Below are 16,852 nucleotides of genomic sequence, written 5' to 3' on the forward strand. Positions count from 1 at the left end.
TTCGCGCGCTTATACCCCTGTTCTTCGCTCCGAGCCCTCGGCACCGACGCTCGCAGGCTCGCGGTCGGCACCTCGCCATCGTCACAGCAGAACAGGCGTCGCGCGCGAACGCTTCACAAGTCCGGAAAACACTGATCCCCCAGAGGCACAGGGGTGTGCCTCTGGGGGATCGGTCAGGCTGCGTCGCCGGAGGCGACCGATGAATCAGCCCCAGCGCTTGATGTGCTTGTCGATCTCGCTGCGCATGTGGTGGGTGGACGCGTCGCGGCGGTCCTCCCACGCGAACACGCACGAGGTGAGGATCGCGTCGTCGTCCTGGGCGAACTTCATGGTGCCGAGCTTGGAGAAGAAGGCGTCCCAGTCCAGCTCGCCCTGGCCGATGTCGAGGTGCTGGTGCACGCGCACGGCGTTGCCGGGAGGGTTGGTGATGTAGCGCAGGCCCGAGGACGCGGTGTGGTCGAAGACGTCCGCGAGGTGCACGTGGGTCAGCAGGTCACCGGCGTAGTCCATGATGTCGACCATCTCCTGCGCGGAGTGGGCACCGTGGTGGAACGTGTGCGGGCAGCAGTACAGGTAGGAGACCAGCGGCGAGTTGATGCCGCGGATCATGTCGATCGAGGTCTTGGCGTCCTCGACGAAGTCGTCGGGGTGCGGCTCCAGGCGCAGGCGCATGCCCTCGCGCTCGAAGACCGGCAGGAGCTCCTCCATCGAGCGCCAGAACTGGCCCTCGGAGGTCTCGGCGTCCTCCGGGCGGCCGTTGAACTCGGAGTTCATGATGTCGCAGCCCAGCTCGGTGGTGAGCTCGATGGCACGCTTCCAGTAGCGGACGGCGGCCTGGCGCTGGATCTCGTCCGGGCCGGACCAGCGGTAGAGCGGGAGGTGGCAGGCGATCTTCACGCCGGCGGCGTCCAGGGCCTTCTTGAAGCCCTTGACGGTGTCGTCGTTGGCGCGGGCGTGGAGGAAGAACGGGGTGAAGTCCTCGCGGGGCGAGAGCTCGATGTACTCGAAGCCGAGGTCGGCGACGACGCCGGGCAGCTGCGTCAGCGGCACGTCGCGGTACATGTACGGGTCAAGCGCGATCTTCATCTGGGTCTGTCTCTCCGTGTCGGTGGTGCTGCGGGGCGACGTCCGCGGCCGGCGGGCCGGCCGCGACGTGACGGTGCCGCCGACCGCGACCCGGGGCTGGCACGGCCCGGGAGGCGGTCGACGGCGGAGGCCGCCCGCGAGAGGTGGCGCGGGCGACCGGGACGCCTGCGAGGACAGGCGTACGTGCGTGGGGCTCAGGCGTAGAGCGCGGGCTTCTCGACCAGGTCGACGCCGACGCGCTCGCCGGTCTGCAGGGCCTGGACGCCGGCGGCGCACACGGCGGTGGCGGCGTAGCCGTCCCAGCTGCTGGGGCCGGTGAGGGGCTCGCCGGACGAGACCTGGGCGACCCACTCGGTGAACTCGGTGTCGAAGGCCGAGCGGAAGCGGGCCTGGAAGTCACCGGGCACCTGCACGGAGACGGCGCCGTTGGCGCGCACGGCGGTGAGGCCGCGGTCGGCCAGGGCCACGGTGCCGTCCTCGCCGATGACCTCACCGCGGATGTCGTAGCCGTAGCGGATGTTGACGGAGGTCTCGACGTGGATGATCGCGCCCGTCGAGGTCTCGACGGTCATGAGCAGCGGGTCCTGCAGGTCGTCGCCGCCCTCACGGTCCAGGCCGTGGCGGTTGGAACGGGGCGCGATGACGCGGATGCCGGTGATCTCGGCGTCCAGCAGCCAGCGGGCCACGTCGAAGTCGTGCACGGCGGTGTCGACGATCGCCATCTCGCGGGTGTAGATCGCGGGCACGTCGGGGTTGCGGTGGCCGGACATGAACACCAGCGGGGCGCCGATGACGCCCAAGGCGATCGTCGCCTTCATCTCGCGGTAGGCGGCGTCGTAGCGGCGCATGTAGCCGACCTGGACGAGGCGGGAGCCGTGGGCGACCTCGGCCTCGATGATGCGCAGGGTGGCCTCGGCGGTGGTGGCCAGCGGCTTCTCGCAGAAGACGTGCTTGCCGGCGGCGATGGAGGCGAGCACGAACTCCTCGTGCGTGGGGCCCCAGGAGGTCACGACGATCGCGTCGACGTCGTCGGCGTTGATCACGGAGTGGCCGTCGGGGTGGACCGTGATCCCGTCGTACTGGGAGGCCACCTCCTTGGCCAGGGTCTCGTTGTGGTCGGTGATCGCGGTGACGGTCGCGCCGGGGACGAGCCCGTGCAGCCGCTCCACGTGCTGCTGGCCGATCATGCCGGTGCCGATGACGCCGATGCGCAGGGTCATGGGGTGTCTCTTCCTCGAGGGGTCCGGGCCGGCCCGGACGGTGGGGTCTGTGGGGAGGGTGTGCTGCGTGCCGGAGCGGCAGGTCAGCGGATGCCGCGCCAGCGGCGGACGGGGCCGAGGCCGCAGCCGGCGTAGTAGCCGGCCGTGCGGGCACCGATCGGGAACGGGACGTGCGGCTCGACCGGGTAGAGGTCCTGCTCGATGATCGTGAAGATCTCGCGGTCCAGGACGCCCAGGGAGTCGAGGAAGGTGGGCATGTGCGGCTCCCCGGCCCACGGCTCGCACATGACGCCGTGCTGCACCGCGTCCGAGAGCGGGAGCTTCTCCTTGATGACCATGGCCCGCACCTCGGGGTCCACGGACTTCAGGTGCACGTAGGTGATCCGCTCGGGGAACTTCTCCACGATGTCGACGTTGTCGCCGTCGCAGTAGGCGACGTGGCCGGTGTCGAGGCAGAGGTTGACCAGCTCGGGGTTCGTGTCGGTCAGGAACTTCTCGATGCGGTCCTGGGTGTCGACGTGGGTGTCCGCGTGCGGGTGGAAGACGAGCTTCACCCCGTAGGACTCGTACAGGTAGGCGGCCAGCTCGTCGGTGCCGGTGACGAGGTTCTTCCACTGCTCGAGGTCGAGCTCGGCGCCCTCGGTGGCGGTGCCGGTGTGCTGGTCGGTGTACTGCTCGGGCAGGTGCACGAGGTACTCGGCGCCCACGGCCTGGAGCAGGGCGGCCTCCTGGCCGAACTCCTTCTTGGCCTTCTCGAGCGCCTCGGCGCCCTTGTGCAGCCCGGCGAAGACGGTGCCACCGGAGACGGTGAGGTCGCGCTTGGCGAGCTCGTCCTTCAGCTGCGCGGGGTCCTGCGGCATGAAGCCCTGCGGGCCCAGCTCGGTGTAGGCGTAGCCCGTGGCCGCGATCTCGTCGAGGTACTGCTCCCAGCCGACCTGATGGTCGTCGCGGGCGAACCACACGCCCCACGAGTCGGGGGCGGTGCCGAGCTTGAGCTTCGAGAGGTCGGACATGCGGTGCTACTCCCTTGCAGCGCTTGCGGGGCGGCCGTGACACAGGCAACGTGAGGCCGACCACGTGTGGTGGTGGGCACAATGGGACTAGCACGTGCTAGTTCGTGTCAAGTGGGCGCGGCGCCCCAGTTTTTCACCCTCCCACGACGGGTGAGGGCGGACGCCGGCGTCCGGCTGCGTCGTCGCAGGTCAACGCCCCTGTTCACCCCACCTGGGGCGGGGTGGTCGTCGCGGGGCACGACGCAGGACTCAGGAATTTCCCAGCTGTCAACCCCGACGGGGCTCCGCCGAGCTGCTCCGCGCGATGAACGTGGTGGGCACCACGAGCTCGCCGGTGCGTCGCACGGTGCCGGGCTCCGCCTCGATGCGGCGGACCGCCACGTCCACCGCGGCGCGCGCGAGCATCTCCGGGTCCTGCCGGGAGGTGGTGAGGTCGATGGCGCTCAGCCGCGACATCGGGTTGTCGTCGAAGCCGACCAGCGAGACGTCCTGGGGCACCCGCACGCCGTTGCGGGCCAGCGTGAGCAGCAGCCCGATCGCGGCGGAGTCGTTGGGCACGAGGACGGCGGTGGGCAGCCGCGGCCGCTCGAGCAGCGCCAGGCCGGCGGCCGCGCCGGCCTCCTCGAAGTAGTCGTCGTCGCGGTAGTCGCCGGGCACCGTCACGAGGTCGACCTCGCGACCCAGGTCGCGCACCGCGGACTCGTAGCCGCGGCGGCGCAGCGGTCCGTCCGGCATCGAGTCGAGGGTGACGAAGGCGATCTCCTCGTGGCCGAGCGAGACCAGGTGCTCCACGGCCGCACGCATGCCCTCGTCACCGGCGGAGCGGATGACGTCGTAGTCGCCGTTGCGGGCACCGCTGCCGACGGAGACGACCGGCACGAGCACCCGGTCGACGAGGCGGGCCATGAGGCCCTCCTCCAGCGGCGCACCGATGAGCAGGAGCGCGGCACAGCGGTGGCCGACCAGCTCCTCCACCGAGGCCTCGAGCCCGCGCGTGTCGGTGAGGGCGGAGAGCACCACGTCGTACCCGTGCTTGGCGGCCAGCGGGTAGATGGCCTCGACGATCTCGTGCTCGGCCGCGTGGGCCGGCACGAACAGCACCCCGAGCGTCCAGCTGCGGGTCTGGCGCAGCGTGCGGGCACCCGTGTGCGGCGCGAAGCCCAGCTCACGGGCCGCCTCGCGGACCCGCGCCCGGGTCTCCTCGCTGGCCCCGGGGGCGTCGCGCATGACGATGGAGACCAGCTGGCGGGAGATGCCCAGATGGCGCGCCACGTCCGCCATCGTGGGCGGCTTGCCCACCGCGCCGGACCGGTTCTCGCTCACCTGGCTCCCCCTCGCCGGTTCGTCCTGGGCAGCCACCCTAGGCCAGGGGCCACGGCCAGGTGTCGCAGGTCTCATGTCACGTGCTAGTCACGTGCGCCGGTCCGTACCAGCAGGCGGGCTCTGCGGGCGCCCGATGGGCGGGGTCAGAGGGTCACGAGCAGCAGGACGCCGGCCACCAGGCTGAGCACGAGCGCGATCCACTCGAACGAGCGCTGGTCGAGCCGGTGGATCACCTTCACGCCCACCCAGGCGCCGACGGCGAGCGCGGGGACGAGCGCGAGGTCGAGCACCAGCGAGCCGGCGTCGATCAGGTCGAGGTTGGCACTGAACGGCACCTTCATCAGGTTCACGACGAGGTAGAAGTAGGCGCTGGTGCCGAGCATCTGGAGCTTCGGCATGCCCGCGGCGATCAGGTACATCGCCATGATCGGACCGGCGGCGTTGGCCGTCATCGTGGCGAAGCCGGCCACGAAGCCCGCGCCCACGGCGAACGCCCAGTGCTGGCCCAGGCGCGACTCCGGGTTGGCCCGCTTGGCCCACAGCTGCACGAGGACCAGCACCACGATGATGGTGCCGATGGTCGCCTTCATGACCTGGTCGTCGACGACGCCGATGAACAGCCAGCCGGCCACCAGGCCGGGCACGACGGCCGGCAGCACCTTGAGCAGGACCGTCAGCGAGCCGCTGCGCCGGTAGGTGCTGACCGCGATCACGTCGCCGGCCACGAGCAGCGGCAGCACGGCGCCGGAGGAGGCGCGGGCCGGGAGCGCGAGGGCGAACAGGGCGGAGGAGACCGCACCCACCCCGCCCGCGGCGGTCTTGGCGAAGCCGACCAGGAAGGCCGCGACCAGGAGGAGCACCCAGTCCAGCGGCGACAGGGTCGGCATCAGGGAGGTCAGCACGGGGCTCCTCGGCTCGGGTCGGGCCCGACGCCGGCGACGTCAGGCCGATCCAGTCTGGAGCACGTGCCACACGTGCGTGTGCCGGGGGTCACGGAGCGGACCCCCGGCACGGGGGCGAGCGGTCAGAGCTCGCCGGTGAGGAACTGCGCGCGCCCCATCCCGAAGGACCAGTCGGCGCGGGTGTTCTCGGAGACGTTCACCATGAGGTCCTCCGGGCGGACGCCGGCCTTGAGCTCGAGACGCTCGGCCAGCGCGGCGTAGAGCGCCTGCTTCTGCTCGGCGGAGCGGCCCTGCTGGAGCACCGAGATGACGACGACACCGTCGGTGCGCTCGAGGCCGAGCCCGGTGTCCTCCAGGATGATCCGCCCGGGCTTGTGCTCGGTGACCACCTGGTAGCGGTCGCGCGGCGGGGCCGCGAACACCTCCTCCATGCACTCCTGCACGGCGTCGGCGATGGTGTGGATCTGCTCGAGGGTGCGCCCCTCGACGAGGTCGATACGAACGAACGGCATGGGTTGAGCATATGTCATGACATATGTACAAACTAGGTCATCTAGGTCACCCGCCCCGACGGAATACGCGGTCCCGACCCCGGGACCCGCCGGCGGCTAGGGTGCAGCCACCTGTCCGACATCCGACCGGTTCCCGCCCAGCCTGGGCACGAACCCACCCGAGAGGTGCCGCCCGTGCCACGCGAGTCCCTGGTCAGCGTCGTCGCCAACGGGCTCCTCTCGCGCATGGTCTCCGGGGACCTCCCGGCCGGCACGCTGCTCCCCTCGGAGCTCGTGATCGGCGAGGAGTACGAGGTCTCCCGCCTGACCGCCCGCGAGGCCATCAAGCAGCTCGCCGCCATGAACGTGGTGCGCACCGAGCGCGGCCGGGGCAGCTTCGTGAACGAGGTCGACCGCTGGACGTCGATCGAGGCGGTCGCCCGGGCCGCGACGGCCAGCGGCGGCGCGCGCGCCATGTCGCTGCAGGTCCTCGAGATGCGGCGGATGATCGAGGTCGGGGCCGCCGAGCTCGCCGGCCCCCGCGTCACCGACGAGGACGTGGCGGCCCTGCGCGCCCACCTGGACGCCATGCGCGCAGCCCACCTCAGCAGCGACGTCGACTCCTTCGTCGAGCACGACCTGGCCTTCCACGACGTGCTGCTGCACGCCTCGGGCAACCTGCTGGTCCCGGTCATGTTCGACCCGGTGCGGCGCCTGCTCGCGCAGACGCGGCTGGAGACCTCCGAGGTGCCGGAGATCCAGGCGCACGCGCTCGTCCACCACGAGAACGTGCTGGTCGCCGCCGAGGCGCGCGACGCAGAGGCCTGCCGCGCGGCCATGGCCGGGCACATGCAGCAGACGCTGGACGACCTGCACACCTACGTCCTGAAGGACTGAGGCACCGCCCCTCCGACCCCCGTCGCGGGGGCCGTCAGTCGCGCCCGGACACCGACTGACAGGGCCGCTGGAACGTTTCAGGACGTGTGACGGCCGTCTCGTGATGTGGACCATGCCTTCACGTTGACGCGACTCAGGTCACACACTTACTGTCAGATGTCTGACATCAGAGAACTAGCCCGGAAGTAGCTCCCCCATGACCACCATCACGCAGGTCCTGGCCGGTCACGCACCGTCGCCCACGACCAGCGCCGCCGAGGTCGAGGCGAAGGCCGCGAAGGCCCCCGTCCTCGTCGTCCTCGACGACGACCCCACCGGCACCCAGCCCGTCGCCGGGCTGCCCGTGCTGACCCGCTGGACCGAGGCCGACCTGGCCTGGGCCCTCGAGCAGCAGGTCCCGGCCGTCTACGTGCTCACGAACACCCGCAGCCTCGACCCGGCCGAGGCGGCGCAGCGCAACCGCGAGGTCGCCCGCTCGGCCCGCGCCGCGGCGGCCGCCGCCGGCGTCGAGGTCACGTTCGTCTCGCGTGGCGACTCCACCCTGCGTGGCCACTTCCCGCTGGAGACCGACACCCTCGTCGAGGAGGTCGCCGCCGACGTCACCACCGCGAGCGGCAGCACCGTCGCCGGGCACCAGGTCGACGCCGTCCTGCTCGTCCCCGCCTTCCCGGACGCCGGCCGCGTGACCGTCGACGGCGTGCACTACTGGGTGACCAACGGCGAGGCCGTGCCGGTCGGCGAGACCGAGTTCGCCAAGGACGCCACGTTCGGCTACTCCTCCTCCGACCTGCGCGACTGGGTCGCCGAGGTGACGCAGGGCCGGTACGCCGCGGCCGACGTGCTCAACGTCGACCTGCGCACCATCCGCGAGGGCGGCCCCGAGGCCGTCGCCGAGGTCCTCGAGCAGGCGACCGGCGGCCTCCCCGTCGCCGTCGACGCCGTGACCGAGGAGGACCTGCGGGTCGTCGCCCTCGGCGTCCTGCTCGCCCAGGAGCACGGCCACACCTTCGTGCACCGCGTCGGGCCGACCTTCGTCCGCGCGCTGATCGGCCTCGAGCCGCCGGCCCCGCTGGACCCCGAGACCGTCTACGGCGCCGAGGGCGGTGCCGCGACCGGCGGCCTCGTCGTCATCGGCAGCCACGTCGCCCTCACCACCCGCCAGCTCGCCGACCTGCGCGCCAGCGACGTCGAGCAGGAGGTCGTCGAGCTCGAGGTCCCGCTCGTGCTGGACCCCGCGCAGTCGCAGGCCCACGTCGCCGACGTCGTGGCCCGGGTGAAGAAGGGGCTGCAGTCCGGCACCGTCGTCCTGCACACCTCGCGCACCCTCGTCCGCGTCGAGGACGGGGCCAAGAGCCTCGACATCTCCCGCACCGTCTCGGCCGCCCTGGTCGGGGTCGTGCGCACCGTCGTCGACGAGGGCGTGGGCGGCGAGGCCGGCACGGCCGGCCCGCGCTTCGTCATCGCCAAGGGAGGCATCACCTCCTCCGACACCGCGACCGAGGGTCTCGGCATGAGCCGCGCCATGGTCCGCGGCCCGATGCTCCCCGGCATCGTCTCGCTGTGGCAGCCCATGGACGGGCCCGGCCTCGGCACCCCCTACGTCGTCTTCGCCGGCAACGTCGGCAACGACGACTCCCTGACCCACGTCGTCCGCACCCTGTCCGAAGGAGCCACCCGATGACCGCCACCGCCGTCACCCCCGAGACCAGCACCCCCACCGAGGGTCTGTCCGTCTGCGTCCTGGGCCTGGGTGCCATGGGTCTGCCGATGGCGCAGAACCTGACGACGGTCGCGACGGTCCACGGCTTCGACCCCGCCGCGGCGCGCGCCGAGCTCGCCGCCTCCTCCGGCATCACCGTGCACCCCGACGCCCGCTCCGCGGCGGCCCCGGCCGACGTCGTGCTGCTCGCCGTGCGTGACGGTGCCCAGCTCTCCGAGAGCCTGTTCGGCGAGAACGGCATCGCCGAGGTGCTGTCGGCCGGCTCCGTGGTGCTCATGACCAGCACCGTCGGCATGGGCGTCGTCGTCGAGGCCGCCGAGAAGCTGGCCGAGCTGGGCATCGGCCTGGTCGACGCCCCGCTGTCCGGTGGTCCGGCCCGCGCCGGCGCCGGCGACCTGCTCGTGGTCGTGGGCGGCACCCCGTCCGACCGCGAGAAGGCCCAGCCGGTGCTGGACGCCATGTCCTCCACGCTCGTCGTGGTCGGCGACAAGGCCGGCGACGGCCAGGCCATGAAGACCGTCAACCAGCTGCTCTGCGGCGTCCACATCGCTGCCGCCGCCGAGGCGCTGGCGCTGGCCGACAAGCTGGGCCTCGACCTGCAGCGCACCCTCGACGGCCTCCAGGCCGGTGCCGCCGCCAGCTTCATGCTCGGCAACCGCGGCCCCCGGATGCTCCAGGCCTGGGACGAGGACGGTGCCGAGGTGCTCAGCCGCCTCGACATCTTCGTCAAGGACCTCGGCATCGTCGGCAAGGCGGCCCGCGAGCACCACCTCGCCGCCCCGGTCGCCGTCGCCGCCGAGCAGCTCTTCCTCCTCGGCGAGGCCCAGGGCCTCGGGCTGGCCGACGACTCGGCCGTCATCAAGACCCTCGCCCCGCAGCGTCCCGCTCAGGACTGACGTTGCTCCGATAGTGCGCGACGACAAGCACCGGTTCGCGCCCGTTCCGGGTGCTTCTCGTCGCGCACTATCCGCCTGACCCCCCGCTCCCCGCCGGCTGGCGCTCCCTGTTGCCCGCCGGTTGCTGTGCCCTGCGCACGCACGCAACACACTGCTGTCCATGCGGCCTCGGCCGTCCACTCTCGAAGGAGACCACCCATGGGTACGACCGGTCTGCTCATCACCGCCATCGTGGCGGTGGCGGTGCTGCTCGTCGCGATCATCCGGCTCAAGCTGCCGGCGTTCCTCGCACTCCTCGGCGTCAGCGTGCTCACCGCGCTCGTCGTCGGCATCCCGCTCGGTGACGTCGTCACCACGATCGTGGAAGGCATGGGCGGCACGCTCGGCAACGTCGCCCTCCTCGTCGGTCTGGGCACCATGCTCGGCAAGCTCATCGAGGTCTCGGGCGGCGCCCGCTCGCTGGCCGACACGTTCACCTCGACGTTCGGCGAGGCCAAGATCATCGCGGCGCTGACCGCGGTGGCCTTCCTGCTGGCGATCCCGGTCTTCTTCGACGTCGGGTTCATCGTCCTGATCCCGATCATCTACGGCTTCGCCGTGGCGCTCGGCGCCGACCCGGTCAAGGTCGGTCTGCCCGTCGGCGGCATCATGCTCGCCATCCACGTGACCGTGCCCCCGCACCCGGGCGTGGTCGGCGGCGCCGCGATCGTGGACGCCGACCTCGGCTGGATCACCATCTTCGGCCTGGTCATCTGCATCCCGCTGGCGTTCCTGAGCTACTACGTCGCCGGCGTGCTGAACAAGCGCGACATCGCGATGCTCCCCGAGACCGCGCGTACCTTCGCGTCGTTCCGCGAGTCGATGCTGGCCTCGGGCACCGGTGCCACCGGCACCCCCGCCGCGGAGGAGAACGAGTCCGCCGTGGCCAAGGCGGCCCGCGAGAACCCGGCCGGCTCCGGCTCGGTGATGTTCTTCATCCTGCTCCCGATCGTGATGATCATGGCCGGCACCATCGGTGGGCTCATGGTCACCGAGGGCTCCACCGCCGACACCGTGCTCGGCTTCGTCGGCGCCCCGGCCGTCGCCCTGCTCGTGACGACCTTCATCGCCTACTACGTGCTCGGCACCCGCCGCGGCGTCAGCTCCGCCGACCTGGGCTCCGCTCTGGACGCGGGCCTCGCCCCGGCCGCGATCATCATCCTCGTCACCGGCGCCGGCGGCGTCTTCGGCAAGGTGCTGACCGTCTCCGGCATCGGCACCGCCCTGGCCGACTCGCTGTCCGCCACCGGCATGCCGCTGCTGCTCGCCCTGTTCCTGGTCGCCGTGGTCCTCCGCGTCTCCCAGGGCTCGGCCACGGTCGCCATCGTCACCACCCTCGGCCTGCTCACCACGGCGGTCGTGGGCGGCGACTACACCACCGTGCAGGTCGCCCTGCTCGTCCTGGCCACCGGCTTCGGCGCGCTCGGCTTCTCCCACGTCACCGACTCCGGCTTCTGGGTGGTCACCCGGTTCCTCGGTCTCTCGGTGGCCGACGGCCTGCGCACCTGGACCGTGCTGACCTCGGTCCTCGGCATCGCCGGCTTCCTGCTCACCGCCGTCTGCTTCGGCATCGTCTCCGCGGTGGGTCTGTGACGGCTCACGCCACCGCTCCCGCGACCACCCCGGCCGACCTGGCCGGGGTGGTCTCGGCGCGTCTGGCCGCGGGCGGCGCGGTGACGGCGGTGGCCTGCTACGACTTCTCCACCGCGCTGGCGACGGTCACGGCCGCCGAGGAGCGCAGGCGGCCGGTCATCCTCCTCGTGCCGCCCGTGGTGGCCGCCGAGGCGACCGGCCTGCGCCTGGTCCGTGCGCTGCGCGGGCTCGCCGACGGCGCGAGCGTGCCCGTCGTCGTCCAGCTGGACCACGCGCGGGACCCCGACCTCATCGAGGCCACGGTGGACGCCGGCGCGCACGCCGTGCTCGCCGACGGCTCGCACCTCTCCCTGGACGAGAACGCCGCCTTCGTCGCCTCGGTCATCGCGCGGCTGCCCGAGGGCACCTGCGTGGAGGCCGAGCTCGGCGCCCTGGCCGGCGACGAGGACCGCACCGACAAGGTCTCCCACGTGCCCACCGGCATGACGGACCCGGCCGACGTCGCGGTGTTCCTGGAGCGCTCCGGCGCGCACCTGCTCGCGGTCTCCATCGGCAACGCGCACGGCAACTACGTGGGCGACCCGCACCTGGACTGGGAGCTGCTGGCCCGCATCCGCGAGGTCAGCGACGCCGCCGGCGTCCCGCTGGTGCTGCACGGCGCGTCGGGCCTCCCCCGCGCCGACCTCGCCGCCGCGCCCCGACGCGGCATCGGCAAGGTCAACGTCAACACCGAGGTGCGCCAGGAGCTGCTCGCCAAGCTCGGCTCGGCCGTGCCGGCGGCGGTCTCCTCCGGCGCCAACGTGCGCGGTCTCGTGGCCGCGTGGCGCGGGCAGGTCGGCGAGACGGTCGGCGGGTTCCTGGACCTGCTCGACCCCTGATCGGCCTCTCCCAGCAAGCAGGACAGCAGAGCGCCCCCGCTCCGGTCACCAGACCGGGGCGGGGGCGCTGTCGTTCCTTCCGCGAGCCTCAGAGGTCCAGCACGAGCCGGTCCGAGCAGGCGCGGGAGACGCAGAGCATCATGCAGTCCTGCGCGGCCCGCTCGGCGGGCTCGAGCACCGAGTCGCGGTGCTCCACCTCGCCCTCCAGCACCCGGGTCTCGCAGGTGCCGCAGGTGCCCTCCGCGCAGGAGGAGAGGACGTCGACGCCCGCCTCGTGCACCACGTCGAGCGCGCTGCGGTCGGCCGGCACGTGCAGGGTGACGCCGGTGCGGACGAGCTGCACCTCGAACGGCCGAGCGGGACCCAGGTCGGCGTCCTCGCGCGGCGCGAACCGCTCCAGGTGCAGCGAGCCCGAGGGCCAGTGGGCGCAGCTCTCCTCCACCGCGTCGAGCAGAGGGCCGGGGCCGCAGACGTAGACCTGGGTGTCGGCCAGCGGCGTGCCGAGCAGCTCGGCGAGCGGCAGGTGGCCGTCGGTGTCCTGCGGGACGAGGCGCACCTTGTCGCCGTGCACGGCCAGCTCGTCGAGGAACGCCATGGACGCCTTCGTCCGACCGCCGTAGACGAGCTGCCACTCGGCGCCGGCCGCCTCGGCGGCGGCGATCATCGGCAGGATCGGGGTGATGCCGATGCCGCCGGCGAGGAACAGGTACCGCGGCGAGGGGCTGAGCGCGAAGTGGTTGCGCGGGCCGCGGACGACCAGCCGGTCGCCGACGGAGACGCCCTCGTGCAGGTGCGCCGAGCCGCCGCGGCTGGCGGGCTCACGGAGCACGCCGATCCGGTAGCGGCCGCGGTCCTCGACGTCACCGCACAGCGAGTACTGGCGCACGGGCGCGTCGCCGGCGACGACGTCCACGTGGGCACCCGGGGCCCACGACGGCAGCCGGCCGTCGACGGAGTCGGCGCGCAGGGTGATCGCCACGACGCCGTCCGCCGCCTCGACCTTCTCCTCCACGACCACGGCGTGCTCGGTGAGCGCGGTCGAGGCGGTCTCCTCGCGCTTGCCGTCGAGCGCCTGGGTCTCGGCGGCGGGCGGGGTGAAGGTGACCGGCAGGTGCTGCCAGCAGTACATGTTGACGGAGCTGGGGTAGAAGGTCGGGGCGCCGTCGAGCTCGTAGTCGCCGAGCACGGGCAGCGCCTCCTCCAGCGCGATCCGCACCTCCAGGCGCGCGAGCGGCGCACCGAGGCAGCCGTGCACGCCCTCGCCGAAGCCCACGTGCTTGATCAGGCCGCGGGTGACGTCGTAGCGGTCGGCGTCGGGGAACCGGCGCTCGTCGCGGTTGGCGGCACCGGTCACCAGCGCCACGCGGGAGCCCTGCGGGATCACCTGACCGTGCAGGTGCACGTCGCGCGAGGTGGTGCGGGCGGTGAGCTGGAGCGGGGTCGCCCAGCGCACGGCCTCCTCGATCGCCTGCGGGATGAGCGTGGGGTCGGCGCGGACCAGCTCGCGCTGGTCGGGGTTCTCGGCCAGCAGCTTGAGCGTGGTGGCGGTGAGGCCGGCGGTGGACTCCACGCCGCCGAGGAACAGCACCATCATCAGCCCGAGCACCTCGGAGGCCGGGTCGATGTCCTCGGGCGCGAAGGGGACGCCGTCGATCTCGGCGTGCGCGATGAGGCTGACCAGGTCGTCGGCCGGGCGCTCCTTGCGCTCCTGGAGGAGGTCGCGGAAGTACTGGGTGATGGCGGCGGTGTCGACCACGGCGGCGTCGGTGAGGTGCGGGGTGCCGGGCACGCGGCCCTTGAGGCCGTGGACCCAGCCCTCGAGCCGCTCGCGCTCCTCGCCCGTGGCGATCGGGAGGCCCATGAGCGTGAAGAACACGTCGAACGGCATCGGCCAGGCCAGCTCGGCGGCGAGGTCGGCGCTCCCCCGCTCGCGCCACTGGGCGACGAGGTTGCGCACCACCTGGCGGATCGGCTCCTCCAGCCCGCCGATGCGGCGCGGGGTGAACCAGGGCTGCACGATCGCGCGGATCTTGTCGTGGCGCGGGTTGTCGGTGTTGGGCAGCGACCCCGGGCCGAGCTGCATGTGCGCGGTGTCGTCGAGGTCCATGCCCTCGAAGCTGCGGAAGGTGTCGGCGTCCAGGATCGCAGTGCGCACGTCCTCGAACCGCGAGAGGGCGTACCAGCCCCAGCGCTCGCTGTGGAAGACCGGCGCCGCGTCGCGCATCCACGCGTACGTCGGGAACGGGTCGTCGTAGAAGCCGGGGGCGAACGGGTTGTACTCGGGCACCACAGTGGTCATGGCGAGGTCCTTCTCGGGTCGGACGCAGGGCCGCGGGAGGTCTCGCGGGCAGCTCGCGTCGGGGCCGTCGGGGCACGTGGCCCCGGTCGCAGCACAGGAGTGTGCGGGTCGGCGAGAACCGCGGTCAATGGTTTCCGCGCATTTTTCTAAAGCGCTTTAGTCAATCCATGGAAATGACCGCGCTTGCCCCCTGCGGCCGAGGCGGCTAGACCTACGCCATGCCCGACGTCCCGCCCGCGACCCCGGAGGCCCGCCCCCGTCGTCCCGCCCGCCGCGTGACGCTCGCCGACGTGGCCCGCGCCGCGGACGTCTCCCCCACCCTGGTCTCGCTGGTCCTGCGTGACCGGCCCGGCGCCAGCCCCGCCACTCGCGAGCGGGTGCTGGCCGCGGCCGCCGACCTCGGCTACCGCCCGGACCTGCGGGCGCGCTCGCTGGCCAGCCTCGACTCGCAGATGCTGGGCGTGCTCTTCGGCCAGGAGGGCCACTTCCACCTCGAGCTGCTCGAGGCCCTCTACGGGGCGGCCGAGCAGGTGCGCTGGGGCCTCGCCCTCGGGTTCAGCACCCCCACCCGGGACGAGGCCACGGCACTCACCTCGCTCCAGGACCTGCGCTTCGACGCGCTCGTCATGCTCGGCCCGCAGGTCGCCGAGCCCCGGCTCGCCGGCCAGCTGCCGCTGGTCGTGCTCGGCTGGGAGGTCGCCCATCCGGAGGTCGACGTGGTCCGCTCGGACGACGACGCCGCCATGAGCCTGGCGCTCGAGCACCTGCACGACCTCGGCCACCGCCGGATCGCCCACCTGCGCGGCGGCCCTGGGCTCGTGGCCGCCTCGCGCGCGGCCGCCCTGGCGCGGGCCGCCGACAGGCACGAGGACGTGACCCTCGAGGTCGTCGAGTGCGCCGGGCAGGACCAGATGGACGGCTTCCTCGCGATGACCGAGATGCTCGCGGACGCCGACACCCTGCCGACGGCGGTCGTGGCGTACAGCGACGACGTGGCCGCCGGCGCGCTGACCGCCCTCAACCGGGCCGGCGTCCGCGTCCCCGAGCAGGTCTCCCTCGTCGGCCACGACGACAGCCGCCTGGCCGGCGCGGAGGTCCTGGGCATCACGACGCTGCGCCAGGACCCGCGCACCCTGGCCGACCTGGCGGTGCGCCGCCTCGTGGCCCGCGCGGGCGGCGAGGACGTGGGCGAGCGCGTGCAGCTCGTGGCGCCGACCCTCGTCCAGCGACGCACCACCGGCCCGGCGCCGGCCTGAGGTCTGCACCTGGGCAAGGTTTCCGCGCCTCGGACTAGCACGTGCTAGCCACGAAGCGTACGCTGTGTGGCACGTCACCTTCTCCGGCCCGGCCCCCGTGCGGGCCCGGCCTCATGGGGACGTGCCCCACACCCACCCGAAGCCGGTCCCCGGCGTCCTCACAGCGGAGGAAGTCCATGCGCTACGGCGTCTACAACGCGATCCTGCACGACCGGAGCCTCCCCGAGGCCCTGGAGGTCATCTCGTCGGTCGGCCTGACCGGCATCGAGATCAACACCGGCGGCTTCCTGCCCCCGGTGCACGTGCCGAACATCGACGAGATCCTCACCAGCGACACCGCGCGCGACGACTTCCTCGGGATCTTCGAGGGCACCGGCGTGGAGATCGCCGGCCTCAACTGCAACGGCAACCCGCTGCACCCCACCAAGGCCATCGGCGACAAGCACTCCGAGGACGTGCGCCGCTCGATCAAGCTGGCCGCGCGCCTGGGCCAGACCCGCGTCGTGACCATGTCGGGCCTGCCCGGCGGCGAGCCCGGCTCGACCCGCCCCAACTGGATCGTCAACGCCTGGAACTCGGCCGCCCTCGACGTCCTGGACTACCAGTTCGACGTCGCCGCCGCGTTCTGGAAGGAGACCGACCGACTCGCCGCCGACCTCGGCGTCAAGGTCGCTCTCGAGCTGCACCCGCAGAACGTCGTCTTCAACCCGCGCGACATCCGCCGCCTCGTCGAGATGACCGGCGCGACCCACGTGGGCGTCGAGCTGGACGCCTCGCACCTGTTCTGGCAGCAGATGGACCCGGTGGCCGTCACCGCCGACCTGGGCGAGCTCGTCTTCCACGCCGCCGCCAAGGACGTCCGCGTGAACACCGAGCGCGCCGCGCTCTACGGCGTGCTGGACAACGGCTTCCGCAAGCTCGACCCGTCCGAGGACCGCGTGAACCTCGGCGGCGACGAGTGGGCCAACGAGTGGCCGAAGGACTCCGCGTGGGACTTCGTGGCCCTCGGCCGCGGCCACGACGCCGACTTCTGGTCGCGCTGGCTCGTCGAGCTCAACAAGATCGACCCCGACATGTGCGTGAACATCGAGCACGAGGACACCTCGCTCGGCCGCGTCGAGGGCCTCACCGAGGCCGCCGGCGTCCTGTTCGAGGCCGCCGAGAAGGTCGGCCTGCGCTGACCCCTCCCGCGTGGATCAGCCACTGATCCGCCCCACGAGACCCTCCCTCGGAGCCCTT

The 16,852-nt window shown here is 72.4% G+C and carries 14 protein-coding genes; 7 read left to right on the forward strand and 7 right to left on the reverse strand.

The window, feature by feature from the left end:
• Positions 1-204: 204 nt before the first annotated feature.
• From M8330_RS11190 to M8330_RS11215, 6 genes are all read right to left on the reverse strand, one after another.
• Positions 205-1,086 carry a sugar phosphate isomerase/epimerase family protein gene (locus M8330_RS11190; protein WP_250827381.1) on the reverse strand — a complete coding sequence of 294 codons (882 nt, stop codon included), beginning with the start codon at positions 1,084-1,086 and terminating at the stop codon, positions 205-207.
• A gap of 194 nt (positions 1,087-1,280) precedes the next feature.
• Positions 1,281-2,306, reverse strand: coding sequence for a Gfo/Idh/MocA family protein (locus M8330_RS11195; protein ID WP_250827382.1), 1,026 nt, complete (start codon positions 2,304-2,306; stop codon positions 1,281-1,283).
• A gap of 83 nt (positions 2,307-2,389) precedes the next feature.
• Entirely contained in the window at positions 2,390-3,319 is a 930-nt protein-coding gene (locus tag M8330_RS11200; protein ID WP_250052178.1) for a TIM barrel protein, read from the reverse strand.
• A 267-nt stretch (positions 3,320-3,586) separates the two neighbouring features.
• Positions 3,587-4,642, reverse strand: coding sequence for a LacI family DNA-binding transcriptional regulator (locus M8330_RS11205; protein ID WP_250827383.1), 1,056 nt, complete (start codon positions 4,640-4,642; stop codon positions 3,587-3,589).
• Between the two features lie 143 nt (positions 4,643-4,785).
• Positions 4,786-5,544: a sulfite exporter TauE/SafE family protein gene (locus M8330_RS11210; RefSeq protein WP_250827384.1), complete on the reverse strand. Its 759-nt coding sequence runs from the start codon at positions 5,542-5,544 to the stop codon at positions 4,786-4,788.
• 122 nt (positions 5,545-5,666) lie between these two features.
• The gene (locus tag M8330_RS11215) at positions 5,667-6,056 is read right to left on the reverse strand and encodes a tautomerase family protein (RefSeq protein ID WP_250827385.1); all 390 of its coding nucleotides are present in this window, start codon (positions 6,054-6,056) and stop codon (positions 5,667-5,669) included.
• A 174-nt stretch (positions 6,057-6,230) separates the two neighbouring features.
• Between M8330_RS11215 and M8330_RS11220 the strand changes: the two genes are divergently transcribed.
• The 5 genes from M8330_RS11220 (at position 6,231) to M8330_RS11240 (ending at position 12,058) form a co-directional block, all read left to right on the forward strand.
• Positions 6,231-6,932, forward strand: a complete 702-nt coding sequence (locus M8330_RS11220; protein WP_250827386.1) for a FadR/GntR family transcriptional regulator — start codon at positions 6,231-6,233, stop codon at positions 6,930-6,932.
• Between the two features lie 196 nt (positions 6,933-7,128).
• Complete coding sequence (locus tag M8330_RS11225; RefSeq protein ID WP_250827387.1) at positions 7,129-8,613, forward strand: four-carbon acid sugar kinase family protein; 1,485 nt, start codon at positions 7,129-7,131, stop codon at positions 8,611-8,613.
• The gene (locus tag M8330_RS11230) at positions 8,610-9,548 is read left to right on the forward strand and encodes an NAD(P)-dependent oxidoreductase (RefSeq protein WP_250827388.1); all 939 of its coding nucleotides are present in this window, start codon (positions 8,610-8,612) and stop codon (positions 9,546-9,548) included. Before M8330_RS11225 ends, M8330_RS11230 begins: the two co-directional genes overlap by 4 nt.
• 198 nt (positions 9,549-9,746) lie before the next feature.
• On the forward strand, positions 9,747-11,180 hold the full coding sequence (locus M8330_RS11235) for a GntP family transporter (RefSeq protein WP_250827389.1): 1,434 nt from the start codon (positions 9,747-9,749) through the stop codon (positions 11,178-11,180).
• Positions 11,177-12,058: a class II fructose-bisphosphate aldolase gene (locus M8330_RS11240; RefSeq protein ID WP_250827390.1), complete on the forward strand. Its 882-nt coding sequence runs from the start codon at positions 11,177-11,179 to the stop codon at positions 12,056-12,058. The genes M8330_RS11235 and M8330_RS11240 overlap by 4 nt, the downstream gene beginning before the upstream one ends.
• A gap of 88 nt (positions 12,059-12,146) precedes the next feature.
• Here M8330_RS11240 and M8330_RS11245 read toward each other — a convergent pair whose 3' ends face one another.
• Positions 12,147-14,357: a cytochrome P450/oxidoreductase gene (locus M8330_RS11245; protein ID WP_250827391.1), complete on the reverse strand. Its 2,211-nt coding sequence runs from the start codon at positions 14,355-14,357 to the stop codon at positions 12,147-12,149.
• Positions 14,358-14,575: 218 nt separating this feature from the next.
• Between M8330_RS11245 and M8330_RS11250 the strand changes: the two genes are divergently transcribed.
• Both M8330_RS11250 and M8330_RS11255 read left to right on the forward strand, forming a co-directional pair.
• Positions 14,576-15,613, forward strand: a complete 1,038-nt coding sequence (locus M8330_RS11250; protein WP_250827392.1) for a LacI family DNA-binding transcriptional regulator — start codon at positions 14,576-14,578, stop codon at positions 15,611-15,613.
• 176 nt (positions 15,614-15,789) lie between these two features.
• The gene (locus M8330_RS11255; protein ID WP_250052162.1) at positions 15,790-16,794 is read left to right on the forward strand and encodes a sugar phosphate isomerase/epimerase family protein; all 1,005 of its coding nucleotides are present in this window, start codon (positions 15,790-15,792) and stop codon (positions 16,792-16,794) included.
• Positions 16,795-16,852: the final 58 nt, after the last annotated feature.

It is taken from the genome of Nocardioides bruguierae (assembly GCF_023656415.1).
Taxonomy (GTDB): Bacteria; Actinomycetota; Actinomycetes; order Propionibacteriales; family Nocardioidaceae; genus Nocardioides; species Nocardioides bruguierae.